Consider the following 25,556-nt stretch of genomic DNA (forward strand, 5'->3'; position numbering starts at 1 on the left):
GAAGGGGGCATGACCTTGCGTAAACTGGCCATGATTTCCCTTCGCTATCCTAAAATTATTTTGCTAATCTGGGCTATATTTTTCCTCTTTTCCGGGTTCTTCGCTCCAAAGCTACCTACCGTTCTGAAGGATCATGGGTTAATCGCGGACGGTGCTTTTGTCAAAGTCCGAGACACATTAGCCGCAGATTTTCATCTCCCAGCCAATCCGATTATGTTAGTATTTGAAAAAAATAAGAAGCTAGACGCTAGACAATTTGAGCGATACATGCAACAAGATTTGCTATCCTTACAGGGCATGCAAGGGTTGCAGGAGATCATATCACCCCTCGAAAGAGAGGGGATGTTGCAAGGGGATTTTGCTTATGCGCTGCTTGGATTCAACCAAAGTCCACATGAAATGAAACCTGTCTTGCGTGAGCTTCAAATGCGCTTGCCTACGCACAAAGAGATGAAAGTGACATGGACAGGGAAATCGGTTGTGCAAGAAGATGTAAATCGAGCGAGTCAACATGATTTAAGAAGAGCGGAAAGCTTAGGCATTCCAGCGGCCTTCCTCATCCTTTGGTTGGCTTTTGGCGGCATGACGTCAGCTTTAATTCCAATTATTGTTGGGCTGATTGGCGTTGCAAGCACAATGGGCATGATGTATGGACTGGGAACTCAGATCGATTTATCTAACTTTGTACTGAATGTCATTCCGATGGTAGGGCTCGCGCTTAGTATCGATTTTGCCTTGATGATGGTTAGTCGTTTTCGTGAGGAAATTCATCAGCATGCTGTAGGAACAGCCATCCTTATCACAATGACAACAGCGGGAAGAGCCGTCTTATTCTCTGCGCTTAGTGTAGGTTTAGGCCTTATGGGGATATTGTTCATTCCATTGCCCATGTTTGCGACCGTAGCGTTAGGTGCAATGATCGTAGTAGCCATTTCTGTTTCCCTGACGTTAACTTTAGTGCCAGCGCTTCTGACTTTGTGGTGGCCTGCCATTCGGGCCGAACGCAGACTGCTTTCTACGACAAAAGGTACGTACAATTTTTGGGTTGTCATGGCGCGATTTGTAATGAGAAAACCTGTTCAAATGTCATTGATCGCGGCTTGCATCCTCCTATGTTGCTTCTTGCCTTTAACGAAGATGAAATTAGCAATTCCTGATGCGACATCCTTACCGGAAGGCTATGCGTCCCGAGCCGCTTTCGAGGTGTATCAAACACATTTTGGTAGTAGTGAAACAAACTCAGATGTCATTCTTCTTGCGACTGGAAGATCAGCCCAACTGACGGAGAGTGATTGGAAACACGCTTTCTTGCTCATTCAAAAGTTAGAGAGAGAGCCGCTCGTTGCAAGCGTAGATTCGGTTTTTAAGAGAATGCCAGTGCCCTATGATCAACTATATGGGTTATTTTACAATTCAACGACCAAAGCCAAATACGAGCAACTTCTTCAAACTTATGTGCATGAGAACAAGATGCTCATTCAAGTTCGACTAAAGGATGAACCGTCCTCTCAGCAAGTGAGGAATTGGCTGGAAGTATGGGAAAAAGAGGGGGAATCGGGTACGCTCCCATTTCTACTAGGTGGGGAAGCCAAATATCAGCAGGAGATTTTTGATGCTATTTTTGACCATTTACCTTATGTGCTGCTGTTCATTCTTGTTTCGAATTATATGGTGTTATTCATCGCTTTCCGTTCTATTCTTGTTCCTCTGAAAACGATTCTCATGAACCTGTTGAGCCTTGGTGCCTCTTTTGGGATTCTAACCTGGCTCTTTGAGCAGGGGAATTTTGGCTTGGAGCCGAGCAAAATCGCAATTATGATTCCCGTATTTATCTTCGGGCTGGCGTTTGGAATTTCGATGGATTACGGAGTATTCTTAGTCTCGCGAATCTATGAGGAGTATCAGCGGACTCATGATAATCAGCTGTCTGTGCTTGTCGGTTTAGCTTCGATAAGTAAAATCATCAACTCCGCTGCTGCTATTATGATAGCTGTCACATTGCCGTTTGCGTTTGGAGAGGTTGTTGGTGTGAAACAGCTAGGACTGGGTATTGCAGCTGCCATATTTATCGATGCAACGGTAATCCGATTGGTGCTTGTGCCAGCGCTGATGATCATCCTTGGCAAATGGAATTGGTGGGGACCACCGCATCGTAGTAGAACGCGTAGTTAGAGGGAAAGAGGGGAAGATAGCTGACTTAGCCAAACATCGGCCTTGTTGAGTCTACCATCCGCAAGACGAGCCGTGTATGATATAATTTGCTTCATTAGAACAAAGTGCTCGGAATGAGTGTGTGGGAGGCAGTATGGTCACGAAGAAAATTTTAGACGTTTCGCTTCCTGAATATTGGAAATATCAGCAAGGCGGACTGCATGACTTTTTGAGAATCGCAGAAGCCATGACAGAAACGGTTTTAGCGTATCATGAAGAACATGGTGTCCATCGCCGGTTGAGTCCGGAAGTGTTTGTCTGTCAAATCGAAGATGGAATGCGGGTCTATCGAATAGATGAAGCCATTCACGTTACGCTGCTTAAGGATCAGACGGACTCACCGGTAGGAAGTGAGTTAGCTGTGTCCAGCTGGGCGTATCGTGCGCCTGAACAATCCAGACGGATGAGCTTAGACATCGATGAACGGACAGATTTGTATACGCTAGGGGTAATCTTTTTCGAGCTTTTGACCGGTGAACTTCCTTATCTTGCTGCAGAGCCGACAGAATGGATTTATGCCCATCTCGCTAAACGACCGCCACACCCAAGTGTGATTAAACCTCATATTCCACAAATGATTGGAAACCTCATTGTAAAACTGTTAGCCAAAACGCCGGAAGTGCGCTACCAAAGTGCCTATAGCTTGCGCTACGATATCAGAAAGTGTCGCTCCACATGGGAGGAAAACGGCGCTATTGAAGCGTTCCCGCTTGGCAGTAAAGAGTTTGCGAGTCAATTGCGGATGCCAATCGTTGTAAGTGGTCGTGAGCGTGAGCTGTCCGAATTGACGAACGCATTTGTGAATACGATGGACGGGAAGACGGAAATCGTGGTTGTTAGTGGAGAGCCGGGAAGCGGCAAATCGACGATTGTTCGTGAATGGTTCAGAACTCAGCAGCAAGAAAGAGGCTATTTTATTTCTGGGAAATCGGAACAACTGCTGCGGGATATCCCGTATGCACCTTTAATCCATGCATTTCGAGAACTTATACATCGATTTCTATCCGGCAGCACGGAACAGCTCACACGATGGAAAGACAAGCTAATCGCTGCACTAGGCGATCATGCGAGCATTGTAACCGAAATTATCCCGGACATGATCTTACTCATAGGCGAGCAGCCAGCTGCTGACATTTTGCCATGGACGGCGTCAAGAAATCGACTGCATTTTGCTTTTCAAGCGATGATTCGTGCGATTGCCGTGAAAAGATCACCGCTTGTTTTATTTCTTGACGATGTCCATTGGGCGGATGCGGCAACACTGGATTTTATTCGCAGCATCGCGGACAGTGAAGATTTAGGATATTTCTTATGTATCGTGGCGTATCGCGAGAAAGAAATGCCAACAGGACATTGGCTTTGTAATCAAGAAGCATTGCCGCAACGGCGAATCGTGCTCTCTTCTTTAACTTTGGCAGAAACCGAACAGTATCTATGTCATAAGCTACAAATCGAAGAATCTCGATCGCTTGCTGAGGTGATTTTTCAGAAAACAGCGGGTAATCCGCTCTATATGAAGCAACTTTTGCAATCTTTATACGATCATAAATGGCTGCGGTTTAATACCCATGAGGAAAGATGGCAGTGGGACGCAGAGCAAATTCGTAAGCAAGATGCGCTGGGTGATGTTCGGGACCTTATGATGGATCGATTGCAAACGCTCCCCGAGCCAACAGGAAAAGCGATAAGCCGAGCAGCGTGTATCGGTCATTCGTTTGATTTACACACGTTGGCAGCGATTTGCCAACACGCTATTGAAGATGTGATGCTACATTTGGAGCCAGCACTGCGTGAAGGATTAGTTCTGCCTGTTCGAGAACGTGAGTCTTGGCAAGGGAGATCACATGCAATAGATTCCTTGTCAATCGCATCTTCACAGCCGAATGTGTGGTTTGTCTTTATCCATGATACGATTCAACAAGTTGCTTATGAGGCCATTCCCACTCCTGAAAAAGAAATGATTCATGCGGAATTAGGGCGATACAAATGGGGGCAATATTCGGCTGACAAGCCGGAAGAGCAGCTGTATACCCTTTTGCACCATCTGATGCTTGGGAAAAATCGATTAATCGATCGTGAGGAAAAGTTGAAAGTGGCCGAACTTTCACTACAAGCGAGTCGGAAAGCTAGAAAATCGGCTGCTTACTTCTCTGCTGTTACTTTCATTACTTTCGGTACAGAGCTATTGACCGAGCAGGAGTGGGTATCACGATATCCGCTCACGTATGAAATATATTCGGAACGAATGCAGGTAGAGTATGCATGTGGCCATCTAGATGAGGGACAACGGTTATTTGAACAGCTAATCGTTCATTCTGGCGGCAGTGTGGACGAGCTTCGGATACAGACGATCAAGCTTGAAATAGATATTAATCGCGGCCAGGCGAAAGCAGCCTTCGAGGATGGCTTGCAGCTGTTGGACCGATTGGGTGTGAAGCTGCCAAGAAAGGTTGAGACAACGAGGCGCAAAAAGGAACTGAATCAAACACGCATCCTGCTTCAAGGTGGCATGGCAGGTGAGCTGCATGCTTCACAAAGACAGGAAGCCTCTCCGCATGAATTAGCGATGCTTCAATTGCTGCCCATCGTAGCGCGAGCCTCTTCTTTTGTAGATATGAATCTGTTTGTTGTGATTATTTGTCAAAGTATTCGCAAAATGCTCAACCACCATGCAGCAAATCAGTTTCCAGAAATCATTTCGATTTTTGCTTCTTTCATCTCCAGCGAAGAAGGTTGGCATAAGGATGGAAATGAGCTGTCAGAAGCCGCACTACACCTAGGTGAAGCGTCATTTTCTCCTGTGAAAGCAAAACTTTCATTTATTTATGCCTTAACTCATTTCTGGAGTATGAGTGCTCAAGAGACTTGGCCTCTGTTTAAGGAAGCGCATCGAGTCAGTCTGGCGAGTGGAGATTTCTATTATGCAGGATTTTCGCTTCGCGGAATGATGTTTAGTTTATTTTACGGCGGTCAATTGGGTGAGTTGCTGGAGTTTTGCGAAACACAAGGCGGGACTTTATATAAGAAAGATCCCTTCACACAAAAATCATTTCGACTGTATCAACAGTTTGCTAAATGTTTGCAAGGAGAAACAGAAGGACGTTTATCTATGAATGATCGCTCCTTTGACGGGGAGAATTTTGTGGAGGAAATGACTCCTGCGGACATTCGAATTGGCCTTCTATTTGAATATCATATTTGCACCATTCAACTGATGTATATGTTCGGCCAAGATGAGTCAGCGATAGCGCTTTGGGAACGAACGGAACATAGTGAGCGATACTATACGTATCATTCACATTTGCCCGAGGGCGTGCTGTACGGTTACTTGGCTATGTCACGGATGTATTCAACCCTGTGCGAAGAGCAACAGGCAGAGACAGCACGGAAGATGCGATCGATGCTCGCTCATATGCGCAAGTGGTCTGAGCTGGGCCCTAGTCACTTCAAACATAAGTATTTACTTATGCAAGGTGAGGCGGCACGGCTGAAAGGGAAGTGGGAGCAAGCATTAGTCTGCTTCGATGAGGCTATAGACTCCGCGAGTGAATGCGGGTATACCCATTTGGAAGCCGTGGCGTGTGAGCTTGCCGGGAGCTTGCTGCTTATGATGGGCAAAAAGAAGTTCGCCAAAACGTACCTGATGGATGCCTATCATGGTTTTAAGCAATGGGGAGCGCACGAAAAGTGCGAACAGCTGCGAGAGCAGAACGCGGATTTGCTGCTGGTGTCACAGGAGTATGGTCGCGTATGGGAGCAGGATTTCAAGCTTGCCCGAGAATCTGCACAAGTTGAAAATGTGGATGTGGATGACGAGCCGTCATTGGAAGTGGAACGGGATATGTTCAAAAAAGCGGCTGCTCGGCTGACGCAGGCAAGCGGCTTTGAGCAGCTGCTGGGTCAATATCTAGTCACCTTGATCGAAAACGCCGGGGCTGCCAAAGGCTTTTGGATTGTGAATAGGGACGGCGACTGGTGGATCGAAGCGGAGCACGACGTTAATCGTAATGTGTCAAGAAGCGGTCATTCCGCTCCATTGGAAAGCTGCTTTGATTTACCGATTTCAGTGGTCCGGTTTGTAGCCAGAACGCAAGAGCCGTTGATACTGAGCGATGCCCATCTCGATGATCTATTTGCATGGGATCCTTATATACGCAGCGTTCATCCTCGTTCCATCATCTGCTTGCCTGTTCAGCAATTGGACCGATTAGCAGGCATTGTCTACTTGGAAAATGAGGCCGTGACCGGGGCGCAAGCCAGCCAGCGTATGGAGCTTATGCAGATGTTGTCTGCTCAGCTTGCCGTGTTAAATCGTTTCGCGAGTGAAGTGGCGGATGGCAGAGTGGAGCCGGTGATCTCGGATACAGGGAGATCGAGAATTGAAACTAGTCTGCTGCTTCAATCGCTGACCGAGCGTGAAAAAGACGTGCTGCGATTAATGGTTAAAGGCTTGTCGAATCCCGAAATTGCACAAAGATTGGAACTAGCGGTTGGGACGGTGAAGAACATTACACTTGTCATTTATGGCAAGCTTCAGGTGAACCGACGCACACAGGCCGTAGCCAAAGCAAAGGATTGGTCTATCTAGCCGTCGACTTAATCCAAGATGAAGAACGCGTTTTCCAGAGGGTGTCCTTAAAGCCATTAATGTGGTGAGGGGCACCCTCTTCTTCATGTTTATTTTCCCGAAAATGACCTTTGGTACTATCGAATCCTGTCGAATGGCGCTTAGAATAGGGTGGTTCTAGCATCTTGCATCTAGCATCGCTGGTTCGATCAAAGGAGGCTTTATGAGAAAAATTACTGCGCTTGTAACAACGATGTTACTGGCTACTGCTGCAGTACCCTTCACAAATACAACGATGGCTGCCACGCTAAAACCAGCTGGTGCCGTCAAGCAGCCTACGGCTGTCACGATCAGTTCTGTTGGAGCAGCGGTTGCTCCGGTAAATGGTAAGTACTTTTTTACAGCTGGACAGACGATCAAAATGAATGTGGCTTTTGAGTCATCGAGCCCCTCTGTCAAATGCGATATGGAATCGGTGATTCCCATCTCCATCAACGGTACACAGGACTGGCTCCGCTTATACGACGCAGTGTTTGAAGGTTACTCACCACCCGTCTATGCTCGGGGAATAACGGCGGATATGAGCTCAGGTGCCATCACAATTCAAAGAGGCCCAGATAGCTGCGGCCCCTCTGACGGCGTGAACCTCCCCATGAATGGGTGGAATGCCAATACCAATGGCACAACGTATTTTACCGATGGGACGTCGATGAATAACGTTGACTATTTCAAAAGCCTGATCGGAACGCCGATGTATATTGACAACACGGCGCCGACGATTGATTTTGGTAATTTGCCAGCGGACGCCAGCTACAAGAAGTCATTGGGGATCACGTTGACGGCCAATGATCTACCACTGAACGAAAACTTAAAGCTCTATTACACGTGGACGCAGAGTCAGACAGCACCTTTGCCTACAGCCATTAATACAGGAATAGCAAGCGGAACCGCTGTTCCAGATCCTGCTGTACCTGGTACTTATTTTCTTCATGCTCGCGTGGTGGACGTTGTTGGACATGAAGTTGTCCAGACGAAAGGCCCCTTTTATTTGGATAATACGGTACCAACACTTACTTTTGGTAAGCAAAAAGATGAAGCCTATAAGAAAAGCCATGGTGTAACTGTAACGACATCGGACACACCGCTAACAGCCAATACGACGCTTTACTACACATGGACACAGAGTGCGTCAGCACCGGCAGCATCGGCGATTTCAAGTAATCTGCTTAATGGGGCAGCTCCTATCGATCCAACAGGTACTGGCTCTTATTATTTGCATGCGAAGGCGATTGACCTTGCTGCCAATACAAACATTAAGTCAGCCGGGCCTTTTAATTATGATAATCAAGGGCCCACTGCAACGATTACGCCGAATTCTGGCGTGGCGAAGCCTAGCCATGCCATTACCTATACCGTGGCAGATGCGAATTCTGGTTTAAAACAGGTGAGCTACGAATGGCTGAAGGAGGGTATTTCCTATTCAACGGGTACAGGGAGTATCACGGGAGGTACGCTTGCGGTGCCAAACACCGCAGAAGGCAGCTACAAGTTAAAGCTCACAATGAAGGACAACTTGGATAATGTAAGCACACAGGAAAGTTCAACGTATATTATTGACAAAACGGCGCCAAGCGTCACGTTTATCACTCAGGGCAATCTTGTACCAGCCACCTCCCGACAAGTGGGCTTCACTTTGCAGGAGTCGAAAGGAACGTTAGGTCAGGCGTATTATATCTGGTCAACAGATGTAACGACACCTACTGCGAGTGATTCTCGTTGGCAGCAGATTTTTGATGGTACAGGTGATAAGACCACATGGACCACGACATTGACTTCACCGCCAACAGCGAATGGTCTCACCTACCTGTATATAAAAACAAGTGACAGTGCAGGTAACATCGGATATGCGAAAACAACACAGGGATTTAAACTCGACACGACTGCGCCTACGGTTTCTTTTACACTAAATTCAACGACAGGGTACAGCAAATCAGTTACTACCGCTTTAAATGTGACAGATAACATCACAACCGCTCTTGCCTCATTTGTTATCAAATATAAAATAGATCAGCTAGCAACAACGGACGGCAATGATACGTCTTGGAATACTTCAACAAGTAATGAGTTTTCAATAACTGGCCAGACGGGGAGTTTTTATATTCATGCCAAAGTGTATGATGAAGCTGGGAATGCAACGATTGTAAATAGTGGGGCCTTCAAGCTGGATAACACGAGTCCGACAGGGACGTTGCTAATTCCTAATAAGGTTACGAATCTCACTACTGTGCCAATCCAATTGAGTGCAACAGATGCACAAGGCTCCGTAGATAAGATGAGATTCGCCATAGACGGCGGCGTGTGGGGGAATTTGGAGACTTACGTGTCGACACCGCCACTTAAGCAGATGACCATCCCTGCGACACAAGGTGTGCACACGATAGCCGTTCAATTTATTGATGCATTGGGCAATTATAGTACGACGTATTCCGATACGGTAACGTATGACACGGTTAAGCCTGTGTTAAACAAAATTGTGTATAGTACAACGGCTTGGACGAACCAGCCTGTGTCTGCAACATTGACCGCGACGGATAATGTTACACCTGCAGCCGATATAACGGTGGATAGTGTCACAGCGGCTACGTACCACTTTCAGTCGAATGGGGAGTATACGTTCACCTTCCGAGATAAGGCTGGTAACGTGAACACAGCTCAAGCAAAAGTTGACTGGATTGATAAGTCTAATCCGGTTATTACGCTGCAACAGAACGGCTCCTCCCTACAGCAAGCTGTGAGTACAGCCGTAACAGCGAGTGACACAGGGGCACCACAGAGTGACTTAACGTTCGTTCATGCCTGGTCGAACTCCAGTTCAACGGTTCCTGCGACATGGCTACCTCTCCCAGCGAATGCGACAGGTGAACGTATTGCAACGAAGTCTGGCGTGACCGGCACGTGGTATTTATGGGTGAAAGTCACCGATAAAGCGGGGAATGCAGCAACTATAGTCAGCAATCCGTTTCTCATCGATAATACAAAACCAATAGGTACAATTTCGTATAAACCTACTGGTTTAACTGCAAATAATGTGACAGCGATGCTATCGACAAATGAACCCGTTACAGTAACGAACACGGACCTTGGGAAGAAAGAGGTTGTATTTACAGATAACGGACAGTTCCAATTTGAGTTTAGAGATGGGGCAGGCAATGTAGGAACGGCGTTAGCAACGGTTACTTGGATTGATCGCAGCTTACCCTCTGCTGAAGTTACACTATCTCCAAGTGGTTGGACGAATGGTCCAGTCCGCGTCACGATTGATGCGCAAGGCAGTCCTGATCGCGAGTTAACGAATTTTGAATTGACAGGCGATGCACAAGTCATCAGTCAGACTGTGACCCAAGCTGTGTATGAATTTACAACCAACGGTTCGATTCACTATACCGTACGCAATGTGAGTACAGGCATAATGAACATCGATGAAGTGATTATTGATAACATCGATTTGATTGCGCCAACAGCGGATTTCATCTATAGCACGGAAAGTGCAACGAATCAGGATGTTACAGTGACTTTGATTACGCAAGATGAAACCAATGGTACCGTGAGCATTTTGAATAATGGGGGCAGCCCTACTTACACGTTTACCGAAAATGGTCAATTTACATTCGATTTCGAAGATGAGGCAGGTAACCTTGTACACAAGACGGCTACGGTCAATTGGATTGACAAGGAAGCGCCACTAGCGCAGCTTACTTATAGCAGTTCCAGCTGGACCAAAGATCCCGTCGGGGTCACAATTTCCTTTACAGATGCTTCGTCAGTCGCAGTGACGAACAATAGTGGCAATAGTCATTATTCATTCACAGAAAATGGTACATTCACATTTGAGTTTCGCGATGCAGCTGGAAATGAAGGACATGCTGTGGCAACTGTGACTTATATCGACCGTGAAGCACCCACAGCGACCGTTTCTTATAGTCAGATCGGATGGACGAATCAAGATGTTGTCGCGACATTAGTGGTGGCAGATAACTCCGGTGAGCCTGTTCAGTTTCTAAGTACTGGCGGCAATACACATTCGTTTACACAGAATGGGACGTTTACATTTGTTTATAGAGACACGGCAGGTAATGAGCAGCAATTGGTTGCAGCTGTTGATCGAATTGATAAGACACCGCCAGTTTCAACCATTCAATATTCGGAAACGTTGAAGACAAGATCGGATGTGCGGACCACCGTTCTTGCGGATGAACCTATCACAGTGATAGGTAATAATGGCCATACAACCTATGACTTTACGAGCAATGGAAGTTATACATTTATCGTTAAAGATCGCGCTGGCAACCAAAGCAGTGTAACGGCAACAGTCAATTATATAGACCGAACACCTCCCCTACCGCGACTTTCGTACAGCACATCGGCTCCTACAAAGGATGATGTCATCGTAACGGTCGATGCGGATGAGCCGTTCTATGTATTGAACAATAACCGTTCGAAGCAATTCGTGTTTAAGGACAACGGTACGTTTACTTTTTATCTGCAAGATGTTGTTGGGAATTTAACTGAAATACAAGCAGCAGTAACCAATATCAATAAAACGAAGGCAAAAGTGACTGCTGCCTTTAGTGAAACGCTGCCAACGAAAAATGATGTGAACGTTACGCTAACATCAGACCAACCACTTACTTATGTCGGTTTGAACAGCAACAAGGTCACCTTTACAAGCAACGGTACACGTTGGATAGATGCCATAGATTCGCTTGGTAATACATATGCGTTGCGTGTGGATGTGACTAACATTGATCGTGAAGCACCGAAGTTTCGTTTTGTGGGTGGCGAGCAGTTGCTGATAGAAGTCGGCATCCCTGTTAATCCATTAGCTGATGTTTCGGTGATAGATAATATGGAGGGTGATATGACATCGAAGATGATCGTCAGCACCAACTCGATCAATTCACAAGTACCAGGCGAATATACAGTTGTGTATCGTGCGACGGATCGTGCAGGTAATGAAACTGTTATGACCCGGAAGGCGATTGTTATTGCCCCGACTGAATTCACGATATACGTGAATTCGGTGAAAGTTCAAGATACAGACGTCATTGTAAACGGGGATGCGATCCAACTTTCGTTGTTTGGCCAACAAGGCAGCAACATAATTAAATGGGCGCGGGGTCCCAAAAGTATAGGTGATTTTAAAACCAATGCGAACAGAGTAAGTAACGGAATTTTACCTATAACGGAATACGGCTACTATACATTTTTAATCCAAGATCAAGAACGACAGTTGAAGCTGATTCGTGTGTATATTTTGCCGAGGCAAGCTTCTTAGGAGTGTGAGCAATGAATAAAGCGAAGTTTAAGCTAGGTAAAAAGTTGCTGTTAATTGGAGCCATGTTTGTCCTGCTCTTTCCTGTTGGAAGTGGTTTGGTATCTGCCATAGAGGCTGAGTTAACGCCAGTGACTGTTGCCAATACCTTCATGGAAATTAGCGTCAATAAGGAGTCAGGAAGGTTCAGTGTCAATACGAAGCAAGGTTCTCCTTTAAAAGGGGGAGACGACAATAAAGCGCTCCTCTTTAAAGAGCGACTTCCAGAGACTTCTTTTACGACGTTTCGCATTAATGGACAAGATTATATTTTCGGAAACAGTTATGGCTTTATGGGGTCGGACAGTAGTTTTACGTTCTCGCCAGCCAATCAAGGCTTCACGAATAAGTCAACCTGGCGTATCGAAGGGCTCGATATTACACAGACATTAACGTTAGTTAATGATCCAACGAACCCGAATGCAGGTAATATGAAGGTCACTTATCTCGTGAAAAATACAACCAAACAAAATCAAAGTGTCGGAACTAGGATTTTGTTGGATACGATGCTAGGCTCACAAGATGCTTCTCCGATCTCGATAGCTAGCGGAAGTGAGTATATTCGCAATGAGAAGGTCATTACGGGACAGCTTCCGTATTACTGGAGTGCGACAGATAATCCAATGAATCCGAAAGTGATGTCCTACGGTTTCATGCAAGGTTGGGGGAATAAAGCACCGAATCAGATGGTGATTGCCCATTGGAACGGTATTTCCCAAACCAAGTGGGATTACACGGTGAATCCTTTGCTTGATTTCACCAGCAAGTTGAATACGTATGGTTCAGCCGACAGCGCGGTCGCTCTCTACTGGGAGCCAGATGGACTCGCTCCTGGAGGAGAAGCGGTGTTTGAAACGTATTATGGTTTAGGCAGCTTTTTCACATCAAAGAAAGAAGCTACATATAGGCTGCAAGTAGGTGCGCCGAAACAGCTGACATTAACGGATGATCGCAATGGTTATAAGGAAGAGGAGTTTGACATTCGCGTCGATATCGACAATGCGATTGATCGCTCGGTTAATATGGACGGTGTCGAAGTAACACTTGGTCTCCCCGCAGAACTAGATCTTGCCCCAGGGGAGACAATGACCAAAAAGGTAGGCGTCATGAAGGTCGGTGAGACGAAAACCGTCACTTGGCGAGTCAAGCCAAAGGTACAACTCGCTTTCAAAGCTGCGCCATTTCAAGTCATTGCACAAGCGGCAGGTGGTGAGGAAAGTATACAAGCTTCCTTCGTCGTACTTCCAGCGTTGACTGGTGAAATACCTAACATGCAGCTAATGGAAGTATTTCCTAAGAAGGTTTACACATTGGATGATAATCCTGCACTAACCTTGCAAGGAGCAGGTTTTGAAGTATTGAAAGGATCATCAGGGTGGAATGTTGATCTCATTCGAGATCGCGATGGCGCGAGCGTGGCTGTTCCTCCTTCAGATGTATCTATTCAAGATGACAAGCAGATTACGGCAAAACTAAATTTGAAGAGTGATCTTTGGAAGCTGCATAAGCTGGAAGTTGGCTCGTACACGGTGAGGTTGACTGCTGGCGGTAAAGTATTTACTAAAAAAATGGAGTTTACGACGGACAAAACCTATAAATCAAAAGACTATGGTATTTTACTCGTTGTCGGTAATAACATGACGCAAGAAGAGGGACAGACGTATCAGCTTGTTCCTGTGAAAAGTGAGACAGAACTCACAGAGTTGAAAACGCAATACGAACGTACTGGAGGCCGCGAAGTTTCCTTGTTGGAGTTCCGGGGTTCGATTCGCGGTAAAAATGGAGAAAACGGCAAGGTTATTTATGAGATTGATCAAGGTTCAACGATTAATTCTGTGATTCGCCATGATACGACGGACATGTTAACGGCTATTTTTGGTGAAGCTTCTCAAAAGATCACAATTCAAAAGAGTCCCAAGGACAGCTCGCATAGTGAGGACTATATTAATGTGATGGGGAATGGTGCGCTTTCGATCCCTAATTTCAAATTTGCTTATGGACCTTTCCGTATTGAGTTAGAGGATGGTAAGAAATACGCACTCGAAGCGAACGAAGAGAATGAAGAATCCAAGATTGAGATTGAGTGGGATGTATTAAAAGGGTTATCCGTCATTCAACGTCTTGCTTGGTTTCAGTTGAATATTAAGAATGCTGTTATTGGAACGGAGAGTGTGTCATTCGGCGGAAGGCTTGCTCTTGATTTTGAACCAGGTGAGAAGAAAACGGATACTGCTAAAGAAGATTCGCCAAATACCAATAATCCTCCGAATCCGCCAGATGAGAAAGATTTATCAGAGAATACCGACGGTGAAGACGATGGCGCGGGTTCGGTACTGGTTTCCGTTGATTTGGATGAAGCCAAATTTGGTATTCGGCAGAATGCCGACGCCTTTGGGCCTGCTGGTAAATTCGGTTTTCTAGGGTTGAGAGCTGAAGGAGAAGCGGGGCTTCCCAAACAGTTAGTGCCAGGACTGGATCTAGGGCTCAACGGGATTGTTCGCGTAGACACGTTCGAGAAGAAATATGAAGTTGAAGCGAATGTTCAGTTTAAAGTTGTCGAAGTCAACGGACTGCTGACCATTCGTTTAACCGACAGTAACTTTCCGATTGTAGATAATTTTCGCTTCGTGGTCGGTGGGGAGCCAGGAATTCCATTAATTCCAATCGCTCCAGTGGCCTATATAACGAAAGGTGGAGGCGGGATTTACAACATCTACGATACGCTAATGGGCAACTATAATTTCTTGCCACCACTAAAATTGGAGATGATTGGCGGACTTAGTGTTGCCAAAGTGTTTAAGGCAGATGATGCCACAGTAGGGCTTTCGATGCGAGGTGTTGAATTTTCTGGCGCGTTCGAAGTGCTTGGCATATCTCTGTTTGAAGAAGTGTATGGCAGCGTACTGCTGAAAGATTCTTTGTCTCAATTTGGCGTTGAACTCATGGCTGGTGCGAAAATTAATATTAAAAATATCATTACTGGTGAAGTGTATGTCGTCTTCCGCTACGATCCTGAGAAGCACGGCAAGCTCGGGCCTGTTTATTTAGCTGGAGGAGGCAACGTGCAGGTGAAGCTTCCGCGTGGCTTAGTACTCGCAGCTGCTGAAGGTGAAATCAGTTCAGAGAAGATTGCAGGTAACGTAGAGTTTCTCGGCATTCCATGGGGCTTTGAATATGAATGGGGTGACAAAAAGCCAGAAATAAGCATTGGTAAGATGAACCTGCTCAAAAGCAGAAGCTCCGCCCTGGATGCAGAATCACCATCCAATGAGTCCTCAACTGGCGACCAACCTGCGAAAAGTTTCATCGAGCAAACGTATTATGATGAGTCAGGCAATGTCTCCGGAACGATGAGTTTCGGTACGAATATGACATCCGTCGCAACTTCCGGTCCGAGAAGTCATGTGCAGCAGCCATCTCGAAAATTGTTAAGATCAGCAGATCCGTTCGAATATGCGATACCGGTTTCATCAGGGCAAGAAATGATTCTGCTGGACATTGCCTACTCAGGAGATCCTGCTGAACTCCAGGTTCAGGACCCAGCGGGAAATAATTACCCGCTTGTTGCAGGCGAGAATTATGATATTCAGGAAGTGCCTGCTACGGAATCATCTTCAGGCGAACTAGAGCAAAGTGTGCTTGTATCTATTAAAAATCCAACCAGCGGCACTTGGCGAGTTACCTCTGATCGTGAATTAGAATGGACGCTTCAGCAGGTAACTGTGCCTCCGACATTGGTAAGTGTCGATGTTGAGCACACGGCTTCTCATCAATTAACGGTCAATTGGCAGGGGGATCATACGACGAATGAAAAGGTCTCGTTATTCCTTAGCTCGAACAATGAAAACGATCCAGGCAGTTTGCTGATTCAGGACCTCGATGTATCTGAAGAAAGAGCGGAAATTTCGTTGCCTGAATCGTTAGCAAGTGGGAACTACTACGTCAAGGCTGTCCTGTCACAGGGAGATACGAATCTAAACAGCGTCTACAGTAGTCAATCTTTTAACGTTGTGAATCCGTATCAACCAGTGAAACCGAGTCACGTCCAGTTGAATCCTGCAGGCAACGGCTTATTCAAGCTTTCTTGGGACGAGCAGACGGCGGATGGATACACGGTCCAAGTGCTTGATGGGAATGGCGAGGCCATCTCAAGCTTGGGTGTGATCGAGCTGAATGGTGACCTTCATGAGGCTATGATTGGTGGGACGGTGAACAACGAAGCAGGCCAAACCATCGGTATGTTGCCCGGTTCAACGTATAAAGTATCGATGGGTGCTTATAAGCTTGTACATGGCGTCAAAGTTTACAGTGAGCCTGCTGTTACAGCAGCTGTCCTGCTGCCAGAGCCACAGCCTGCAAGTGTGCAGGTGTCTGTTCTTCATACCAACAACGAACCGGTAACCAATTCGTTTACGCAGAATGGGACGACAACGTATATCATGAATGAATCGGACTTTCAGCTGCACATGCATGCAGATCAATCCGTATCAACAGAAGTTATTGTGAATAATGTGAAAACTGCTGAGCCCATTTTGGGAGCAGACTGGAGCAAATCAATTTCTTTACGCGAGGGAGAAAATGTTATCCAATTGTTCGCAACCAATCAGCGAGGCGATAGGAGTTCTACCAGTGTTCGTGTCATTTCTGATATGACCGTACCTGATTTGAAAGTCGAGAACGCGCGAACAAATGCTGACCAACAGACGGCCTTAGTGAAAGGGATGGCTGAGCCAGGCAGTCGGGTGACAATCAACGGCATGTCGGTGGCTGTCCAAGAGGGCGGTGCTTTCGAGCAATCGATTCCTTTAGATGGTTACCTTTCTAAGCAGATTGTGATTGCAGCAAAAGATATGGCAGGAAATGAAACCGTGCTGAATACGGAAGTTATCAATAGCACGGTGACTTCCTTAGCTAAAGTTGAACTTCGTCCTGCTGCAACTCTGTCGGAAGACGCCGAGCTCCAGCTTCCTGCAGGCAGTGAGCAATCCTTGGTATTAGTAGGTACAGACAAAGACGGTAACTCGTTCGACCTTAATTCAAAAAGTGTACAATGGAGCGTTCTACTAGGGGATACGAACGGAAGCATTTCAGAGCAAGGGCGTTTGCTTACTTCCTATGAGGGCGATATGGTCATTAAAGCTTCTTATTCGGTTGCAGGCGACTTTGCCTTTGAGGATACCCTTATTGTCCATGTAACGCAACCATCTGGAACACCAGAGTCGCCACCGGTTGACTACAATGATTGGTATATCCCTCCGACGACGACTTTCCCAGGTGATGACAATGAAGCTTCTGGAAGTCCCGTCGAAGACACCCTGCAAAATATCCTAAAAAGATTGATTGAGCAAGAGCAAGGCGTAGAATTCGTAACTTCAGCCAAACTTGAAGCCAATCAGGAACGTATCATTACAATTCGCGATCGTGCTGTTATTCGCATACCAGCACAACCGCTTAAAGAAAGCGTTGGACTCGGCATTGGTGCAGTACGTATTCCGAAGAAGTATGAAGTTGGCGGCTTAAAGGTGATTGGAGATATCTACGAATTCAAGTTCGATAAACCTACCCAACTTCAAACGCTTGCGGAACTCACGGTACGCTATTCGATGGAAGAGCTCCAGGATCCTGGGCGAGCTGCGATCTATTATTACAACGAACAGACCAATAGCTGGGAATACATCGGTGGTTCGATAAATCCAATAACAGGCGTGGTTACGGCAACGTTGCCGCATTTCAGTAAATTTGCCTTACTGTACAATGGTGATTTGCCGGTCTTTATGGATATGATCAATCGCTGGTCGAATGATGTAGTATACCGATTGGCCTCCGTGGGGGCAGTAAACGGTGTTCAACGCGATGAAGGCTTAGCATTCGAGCCGATGCGTGCCATTACACGGCAAGAATTTGCCAAAATTGCCGTTGGTGTTCTTGGAGCCGCAGCATCAACGCCTACAAGCGAACTTTCCGCCGACTTTGCGGATCGAGAGCGCGTAGCTGATTGGGCAAAGCCTTATGTATCGGCGGCTATCGAGCATCAATGGCTCGGCGGTGCTAAGAGAGATGAGCAACTCTACTTGGATCCAACGGTGCCCATCTCCAGAGCGGAAGCTATAGCGATCATCGGTCGGATGATCCATTCGCAAACTGAGTTGGAGCCAACAGATACTAAGGTTTCATTTACGGATGCGCATGCTATTCCTGACTGGGCTATGCCATATGTAACGTTGCTTGTGCAGCTTGGCGTCATCAGTGGTTACCCAGATGGTACACTGAGGCCGGAGGCACAAATCACGAGAGAAGAAGCAGCGGCTATTATCAGTAAAATGCTGGATGTGAAGAACTAATTAAATCGAGTGTTTCCCTTAACGGGAGATGCTCGATTTTTTTTAGTAGCAGGGAAGAGAAGACTGAGGAAAGGGACTTGTGCGTAGGTAGCGATTATGAAATGATAGATTTATCGGGATTTCACCCCTTCAATCCGCTAATGTATCTCAGAATGAAAGCAGGCCATATGGATGGATTATGAATTTTTAATTTCATTTACTCCTAAAATTATCGATGTCGTGAAACGAGATCAACCCTTTTGGGAAACGTTCCAATACCTACTAGAGCGAGACCGTACACTTCTCCATGTCATGGCGTATGTCTATTCCGGGCAGGGGATATTGGAGGTTGACGGGAAGCGGACACCACTCGCTACAGGCTGCACATTTCAGATTCCGCCAGGTAAAGCGATGAAGATCACGACAACGCCTGATCATACGTTGTGCTTTTATTCGATTCATTGTCGTTATGGAATGGCACATTGGGAAGGGACTGAACTTCGTATGGCACCGAGTGAAGGAGCATTGCCGCTTCCAGAGACACACTTGTGGCCCGAAAATAATGCACTCGCAGACAAATTCCAGCAGGCATTTACGTTATGGCAAAACAAAAATAGCGGATACGAATGGCAAGTAAGACAATTGCTAATTGATATGTTGCAAAGCTTTCTGCAAGGGAAGCTCCCTGCGGGAGAACTCAGTTCTGCAGGATCCGTACAAGAGGCTATCGATTTTATGAAAACCTCGTATAAGGAGGAATTGACGCGGGAACGAATGGCTGAACGGTTATCGTTATCACCGGGTTACTTTTCCATTCTTTTTAAAAAGCATACAGGCCTAAGCCCAATTCATTATTTAAATAGAATTCGTATGGACCAAGCGAAGCACCTATTGAAAAATACGAAGTATCCCATCAAGCAGGTGGCAGAGGAAGTCGGATTTCAAGATTCCTTTTACTTCTCCAGAATGTTTGTGAAAGAAACAGGTATGGCGCCAAGCGATTATCGAAAATCATAAAAAAGTCATCTAACAATAATCCAGATTATTGATAAAGTTTCTTCATGTACGGGGAATTGAAAACGTTTTATAGTAAGACTTATAAAACAAAAGTTCCTACATGGAGGCGATATGACTATGAGTAATGCCCCTCGAATTATTGATACGGATGTTCATAATGCGGTACCGCACAACAAGGATTTACTCCCTTATCTTGCAAGAGAATGGCATGAACAGCTTCTGTCATCTGGACCTGGCGCTCCTGGCGTCTATTATTCTCCACTTGGCGTGATGCGTAAAGATGCTAGACCAGACAATGGTGGGATTCCTGGAAGTGACCCTCACTTTTTGAAAAAGCACCATTTGGATCGATATGGTATTGATTATGCGATACTGACAGGATCTGGTATCTTGGGTGTATCTTTAAATCCAGATCCTGATTACGGAAATGCGGTAGCCAGCGCTTATAATGATTGGTTAGTGGAAACGTGGTTGAAAGTAAGCCCGCAATATAAAGGTTCCATCTTGATCAATCATTCAGATCCACAAGCAGCAGCCAAAGAAATTGATCGCATGGGCGGACACCCCGATATGGTTCAAGTCATTATGGCTTCCGGCTCACCGATGTTATTCGGACAACGTTATTATCATCCGATATATGAAGCAGCGGAACGCAACGGTTTGCCAGTTGCCATCCATCCAGGAACCGAAGGACGGGGCATCGCGGGGGCACCTACACCATCCGGATATCCGACGAAATATTTTGAATGGCATAATATTTTACCAACGAATTACATGGCCCATATCAACAGCTTGGTCTGTGAAGGGGTTTTCGTGAAATATCCTAAACTCAAATTTGTAGCGATTGAAGGCGGACTCGCTTGGTTGCCGCATCTTATGTGGCGAATGGACAAGAACTACAAAGGACTTCGCGATCAAGTACCGTGGTTGACCCGACTTCCTTCTGAATATATTCGGGAGCATATTCGATTAACGACACAGCCAATTGAAGAGCCGAGCCAACCCGACCACATCAATCAAATTTTGGATATGCTTGGCGGGGATCATATGGTGATGTTTTCCTCCGATTATCCTCATTGGGATTTCGATAATCCGAAAATGGCACTGCAACCGATCCGAAAAGAGCTAAGACAGAAAATATTAGTGGAAAATGCGATGGCGCTTTATAATCTCAAAACCGCTCCGATTGCAGCAACGGAGGTGTAGACATGACGACAACATCCAAATCAAGACATGTCGTAGCAACTGTTGCTGAAATAGAGCAGCTAGGCAGAAAGATTGTGGAAGTGAAAGGGATGGAAATCGGGATTTTCAGCGTGGATGGACACTTCTATGCTTGGCGAAATGTGTGTCCGCATGCGGCTGCTCCCGTTTGTGAAGGGACGGTTTGTGGAACCCGGCTGCCCTCCATGGTTTACGAATATATACATGGACGAGACCAAGAAATTTTGCGTTGTCCTTGGCATGGTTGGGAGTTTGATCTAAAGACGGGCATCCATCTAGTTGAGGGAGGCGTGAAGCTTCGGGGATATGACCTAGAAGTGGATGGCGATCATATTTACATGCTTGTATAAGGGGATGGTAAGCGAATGTTGGATATGTACGAGGATCATATAAGACGAAAAAAAACAGCCTCGTTATCTGAATTTACAACGGAGTATCAGGACTTCAGGTATCATTCCTCATCGGTTACGCCTGATATTAAGCTTGCCATCAATGTGATTAAACCACTTATGCCGGCTCCAATGCTGGTAAAGCTTCATGGGTGGCACATGAGTATGCCGGAACCTCAGAAGAGGGAGAAGCCAGCAGAAACTATAGATAATTATGTGGTAGTCCAAGTGGATATGCGAGGCAGAGCCTTTTCGGAAGGGGAGGCTGACTGCAATGGCTATGAACTCATGGATATTTATGATGCCGTTCAATTCGTTCGAAAAGAATATGCCGACTATCTTTCTGATCCTGAACTCATCTATCTAGAGGGAGGAAGCGGCGGAGGCGGCAATGTGCTGGCGATGTTAGGCAAGTTCCCGGATACGTTTGCTGCTGCTACTTCCTTTTACCCCATGTCTGATTATGCCAAATGGTATGTGCAAGACGAAGTAGGCGAGTTTCGAGACGAAATGGATGTGTGGATCGGTTGCCCACCAGAGGTGGACAGCGAGAGATATGCATCTAGAAGTGGGATTGATCTCGTGAATAACTTGCATACCCCGCTCTATTTGGCCCATGGAGATGGAGATATTCGCGTCCCTGTGGACCATGCGAGAGCTTATGTTCAACAAGCACAGGCGCTTGGCAAAACGCAGCTCATTCAATATGAAGAGCTCCCAGGTGTTGGTGGTAAAGGTCACCAAGATGGCATTACGGCTGAACAATTGGCTGGCATACAGGAAGCATCGGAGGCGAATCGCAGGAATAATGCTGTGCCTGTGTCCATTCCACAGCAAGGGACGCTGCAGATTGGCGGTTACCTGTACACGAAACCTTTTCAAATTGAGCTGGATTCGATAGATCATGTCGCGCAAGTTGAATACTCTCTTCCCAATAGTACGTATCAGTTGTGTGCGAAGAATCCTTATCCCTACACATTGACAACTTTGGATGGCAGGGTCATCACAGGTATATGCAGTGTAATTACGAACAGTCAGTAGCTTATACTGGCTTTTTTAACTTGGAAACGTAGTGACTAAGAATCGATAAGGGTGGTGGCGGAGGATGGAAAAATCGACATGGAAAAAGAATGATTCATACTGGCTTGCAGATAAGTATGAAGCTGTCGAAGCTGTTGTTCCAGCGGATAAACGTGTTCCGTTTGGATGGCCGGCAGCATCAGTTAGTAGCATAGAGGAGCGTAAGATTACGCTATTATGGCAAAATAGGGCTTCGCACGGCTCCGCTTGGTTGAGAATTACGGTGGCACTGGATTTACGTGAAGAAGTGAAGTTGGAAGCTAGAAGCGCCGTATCGGATATTCTGCTAGGGAGCTTCGATATCCGATACGCGTCGGTACTTCAGCCATTCCAGCTCCTCCTCTCTAGAGAGCAGGTACAGCTTGCGGTTCGCGAAGGTATTTCACTTAGACAGTCTGAAGGGGATGTGCCTTTATGGCTATTTGTCCCCGATCGGAGAAAGCCTGCATCTGCGGAGGAAGCGCCACTTCTGTTTCCACATTTGTATGATGCTCAGGATCAAGGTGTGGATCGGTGGGAAGCCATGAAAATAACCTTGCCTACTTTATCTTCGTTACAAGCATTTGGGTGGTTAGAGGGCTGTGTTTTACATGGATTAATGGAGTTAAATCGAGTAACGGGGGAGCGGGGATACCGCGAGGCTTTGTCACGGCACTTTCACATGTTTATCGATGAGGAAAAGAAGCTGCGCTATGAGAATCCACGAAGCAAACCTGTTGACGATCAGATTTATGGCATTGAAGGGACCTTGCCCTTCGCCATGCTCGCACAGTTGGATGCCACACACCCCACGCTAGAACGCGCTATCCAATTCTGGATGGACCCGCGTAATGAGGATGGTGTGTTACTTGATCATACGATGCTTACCGCAGAAGGAAACTATACACTTGCTTATCCGATGGCTGTGCTCGCTAAACAGCGGGGACGATTGGATTTAGCTCGTCTTGCCCTCCGGCAGCTGGAAGCAAGACAGAAGTTGACTCTGGGAGATGAACTGTACCTACGTTATCATCAGGACGGGAGCTATTCGTTTCGAAATTGGTCACGTGCCTATGCGTGGTATTTGTTAGGCTTGGCTCGTACGTTGAAAGAACTGGATGGTGCAGATTTCTTAATGAACAATGAGATTCACGCTATTCAGGCATTGAAGCAAGAACTACAGCGTGTTTCTCGAATCTCAATGCGTTATCAGCTTCTTAGTGGTTTGTGGTCAGTGTTCCTAGATGAGCCGGACACAGGTCCGGAAACGTCAGGCTCTGCGGGGATTGCAGCGGCGCTGGCTATTGGAGTCGAGATGGGCGTGTTAGACAGGGATGCATTAGCTGCCGCAACGCTAGCCAAGGAAGCATTAACACCCTATTTGACACAGGATGGTATTCTTAGTGGTGTTTCTCAAGGTAATAAGGGAGGGGAAAGCTTACAGCGCGGAGGGTATCGCGTTCTTTCCCAAATGGGAACAGGCTTGGTAGCACAACTATGGGCTGCGATAAGTTGTATAGAAAACGAGCAGTAGCACATAATAACCCTGATAGATCAGGGTTAACTTTTTATTTAAAAGTTAACGTTGACGTTAACGTTATAACGGATTATGATAAACACATCGAGAAGAAAATTATTTTGGAAGGAGTGGTGCTTAGATGGATAAATTCAAAATTGATGATGTTGCTAAAGAGAGTGGATTAACGAAGCGGACGATTCGTTACTACGAGGAAATCGGCGTCTTGTTCCCTCCAGAACGTAGTGAGGGAGGTATGCGCTTATACACGCGCAAGCATATCGAAAGATTGAGTCAAATCGTCAATGCCCGGGATGTTCTCGGATTTTCACTTATGGAAATTCAGGATTTCGTAGCGATTCGCGAAAAGCTGGACGAACAGAAGCAAGTCTATTGGAAAACCGAAGCAGCCGAAGAGAAGCTCTCGCAGCTGAAGGAAATAAAGGTCATGATTGATCAGCAGATGGACATGGTTGATCAAAAAATTAATAAGATGATTGAATTTCGCAAAGAAATCGAAACCATGCAAAAGCGCGTCAATGATGGTATTTCTAAAATGACAACATAAAAGGAGTCTTCTGAGTCATGCAACCAACAGCTACGAGTAAGGCCAATACGGCCACACATCATCAGAATACACAGAAAGTTAGTATGTTTACGCAACCGAAAGCGGTATGGGCGGTCGTTTTCGCCAGCATTATCGCTTTCATGGGTTTAGGTCTGGTAGATCCGATTTTACCCGCTATTGCTAAAAAACTACATGCCTCCCATAGCGATGTCACCTTGCTATTCACGAGCTATAACGCAGTTATGGCTATCGCGATGTTAATTACGGGCGTCGTTTCATCCCGTCTAGGTATCAAAAAAACACTGCTCGCAGGCATCATCATTATTGCCCTCTTCTCTGCATTAGGTGGGATGTCAAATAGTATTTGGAGTCTTGTATGGCTGCGTGGAGGCTGGGGGCTAGGAAATGCGTTGTTCGTTGCAACAGCATTATCTGCGATCGTCTCTTTGTCCAAAACCGGCGTTGCTCGCTCCATTATTTTGTTTGAAGTCGCGGTCGGTCTTGGGATCTCCGTTGGTCCATTACTTGGCGGGGAACTCGGCGCCATCTCATGGAGAGGCCCATTCTTCGGCGTTGCCGGTCTTATGGTCATTGCTTTCTTTATGATTTTGTTTATCATGCCCAAACAACAAACACAAATTCGCAAAACCAAAGCATCGTTAGCGGATCCATTCCGCGCTTTGAAATTCAAAGCTCTTCGTACCTTCGGAATCGCGGCTTTTCTATATAACTTTGGTTTTTTCACTTTACTTGTATACGCAGCTTTAGTCTTAGGCAAGCTAGGATTAGATGAGCATCAACTTGGTTATGTTTTCTTGGGCTGGGGACTTATGCTTGCTTTTACATCTGTCTTTACGGCACCGAAACTGCAAAAACGCTTTGGTACAGTATCTTCCATGTGCGTTCAATTATTGTTATTCGCTGTTACTTTGTTTGTGATGGCGAACTGGACGACTGATAAAACCGTTATTATTATCGCAGTTATCATCGCGGGAGCGTTTCTTGGTAATAACAATACTTTAATTACGACTGCAGTAATGAATGCTGCGCCGGTCGAACGTCCAACCGCTTCAGCAGCCTATAGCTTCTTGCGTTTCATCGGAGGGGCAATTGCTCCGTTCCTAGCAGGCAAGTTGGCTGAATGGTTCAACCCGCAAATGCCGTTTATTGTCGGCGGCGCTTGTGTAGTCGTGGCTGTTATCTATCTGTGGATGAATCGTCAGCATTTGAAACACGTGGATGAAGTGGAAAGTGCGCATTAATATATGATAGGAGAGCCCGCTGCTCAGCGTGGCTCTTTTTAGTTGTTCTTGA

The 25,556-nt window shown here is 46.1% G+C and carries 11 protein-coding genes; all 11 read left to right on the forward strand.

The window, feature by feature from the left end; genetic code table 11:
• The first annotated feature begins 9 nt into the window (after positions 1–9).
• The 11 genes from AC58QM_RS12265 to AC58QM_RS12315 all read left to right on the forward strand — a co-directional run bounded on the left by AC58QM_RS12265 (position 10) and on the right by AC58QM_RS12315 (position 25,504).
• Positions 10–2,172, forward strand: a complete 2,163-nt coding sequence (locus AC58QM_RS12265; protein ID WP_497284247.1) for an MMPL family transporter — start codon at positions 10–12, stop codon at positions 2,170–2,172.
• Positions 2,173–2,305: 133 nt separating this feature from the next.
• Positions 2,306–6,799 (forward strand): AAA family ATPase, encoded by a 4,494-nt coding sequence (locus tag AC58QM_RS12270; protein WP_497284248.1) that lies wholly within the window; start codon positions 2,306–2,308, stop codon positions 6,797–6,799.
• Positions 6,800–7,001: 202 nt separating this feature from the next.
• Entirely contained in the window at positions 7,002–12,113 is a 5,112-nt protein-coding gene (locus tag AC58QM_RS12275; RefSeq protein ID WP_497284249.1) for an immunoglobulin-like domain-containing protein, read from the forward strand.
• Between the two features lie 11 nt (positions 12,114–12,124).
• On the forward strand, positions 12,125–18,490 hold the full coding sequence (locus AC58QM_RS12280; protein ID WP_497284251.1) for an S-layer homology domain-containing protein: 6,366 nt from the start codon (positions 12,125–12,127) through the stop codon (positions 18,488–18,490).
• A 171-nt stretch (positions 18,491–18,661) separates the two neighbouring features.
• The gene (locus AC58QM_RS12285) at positions 18,662–19,486 is read left to right on the forward strand and encodes a helix-turn-helix domain-containing protein (protein ID WP_497284253.1); all 825 of its coding nucleotides are present in this window, start codon (positions 18,662–18,664) and stop codon (positions 19,484–19,486) included.
• 111 nt (positions 19,487–19,597) lie between these two features.
• The gene (locus tag AC58QM_RS12290; RefSeq protein ID WP_497284255.1) at positions 19,598–20,692 is read left to right on the forward strand and encodes an amidohydrolase family protein; all 1,095 of its coding nucleotides are present in this window, start codon (positions 19,598–19,600) and stop codon (positions 20,690–20,692) included.
• A 2-nt stretch (positions 20,693–20,694) separates the two neighbouring features.
• Positions 20,695–21,060, forward strand: a complete 366-nt coding sequence (locus AC58QM_RS12295) for a Rieske (2Fe-2S) protein (protein ID WP_497284256.1) — start codon at positions 20,695–20,697, stop codon at positions 21,058–21,060.
• Positions 21,061–21,075: 15 nt separating this feature from the next.
• Complete coding sequence (locus AC58QM_RS12300; protein ID WP_497284258.1) at positions 21,076–22,140, forward strand: alpha/beta hydrolase family protein; 1,065 nt, start codon at positions 21,076–21,078, stop codon at positions 22,138–22,140.
• A 64-nt stretch (positions 22,141–22,204) separates the two neighbouring features.
• Positions 22,205–23,692 (forward strand): glycoside hydrolase family 88 protein, encoded by a 1,488-nt coding sequence (locus AC58QM_RS12305; RefSeq protein WP_497284260.1) that lies wholly within the window; start codon positions 22,205–22,207, stop codon positions 23,690–23,692.
• A gap of 124 nt (positions 23,693–23,816) precedes the next feature.
• Positions 23,817–24,242 (forward strand): MerR family transcriptional regulator, encoded by a 426-nt coding sequence (locus tag AC58QM_RS12310; RefSeq protein WP_497284262.1) that lies wholly within the window; start codon positions 23,817–23,819, stop codon positions 24,240–24,242.
• Positions 24,243–24,259: 17 nt separating this feature from the next.
• Positions 24,260–25,504 (forward strand): MFS transporter, encoded by a 1,245-nt coding sequence (locus AC58QM_RS12315; protein ID WP_497284264.1) that lies wholly within the window; start codon positions 24,260–24,262, stop codon positions 25,502–25,504.
• Positions 25,505–25,556 lie beyond the last annotated feature (52 nt).

The organism is Paenibacillus sp. J22P165 (assembly GCF_059692015.1).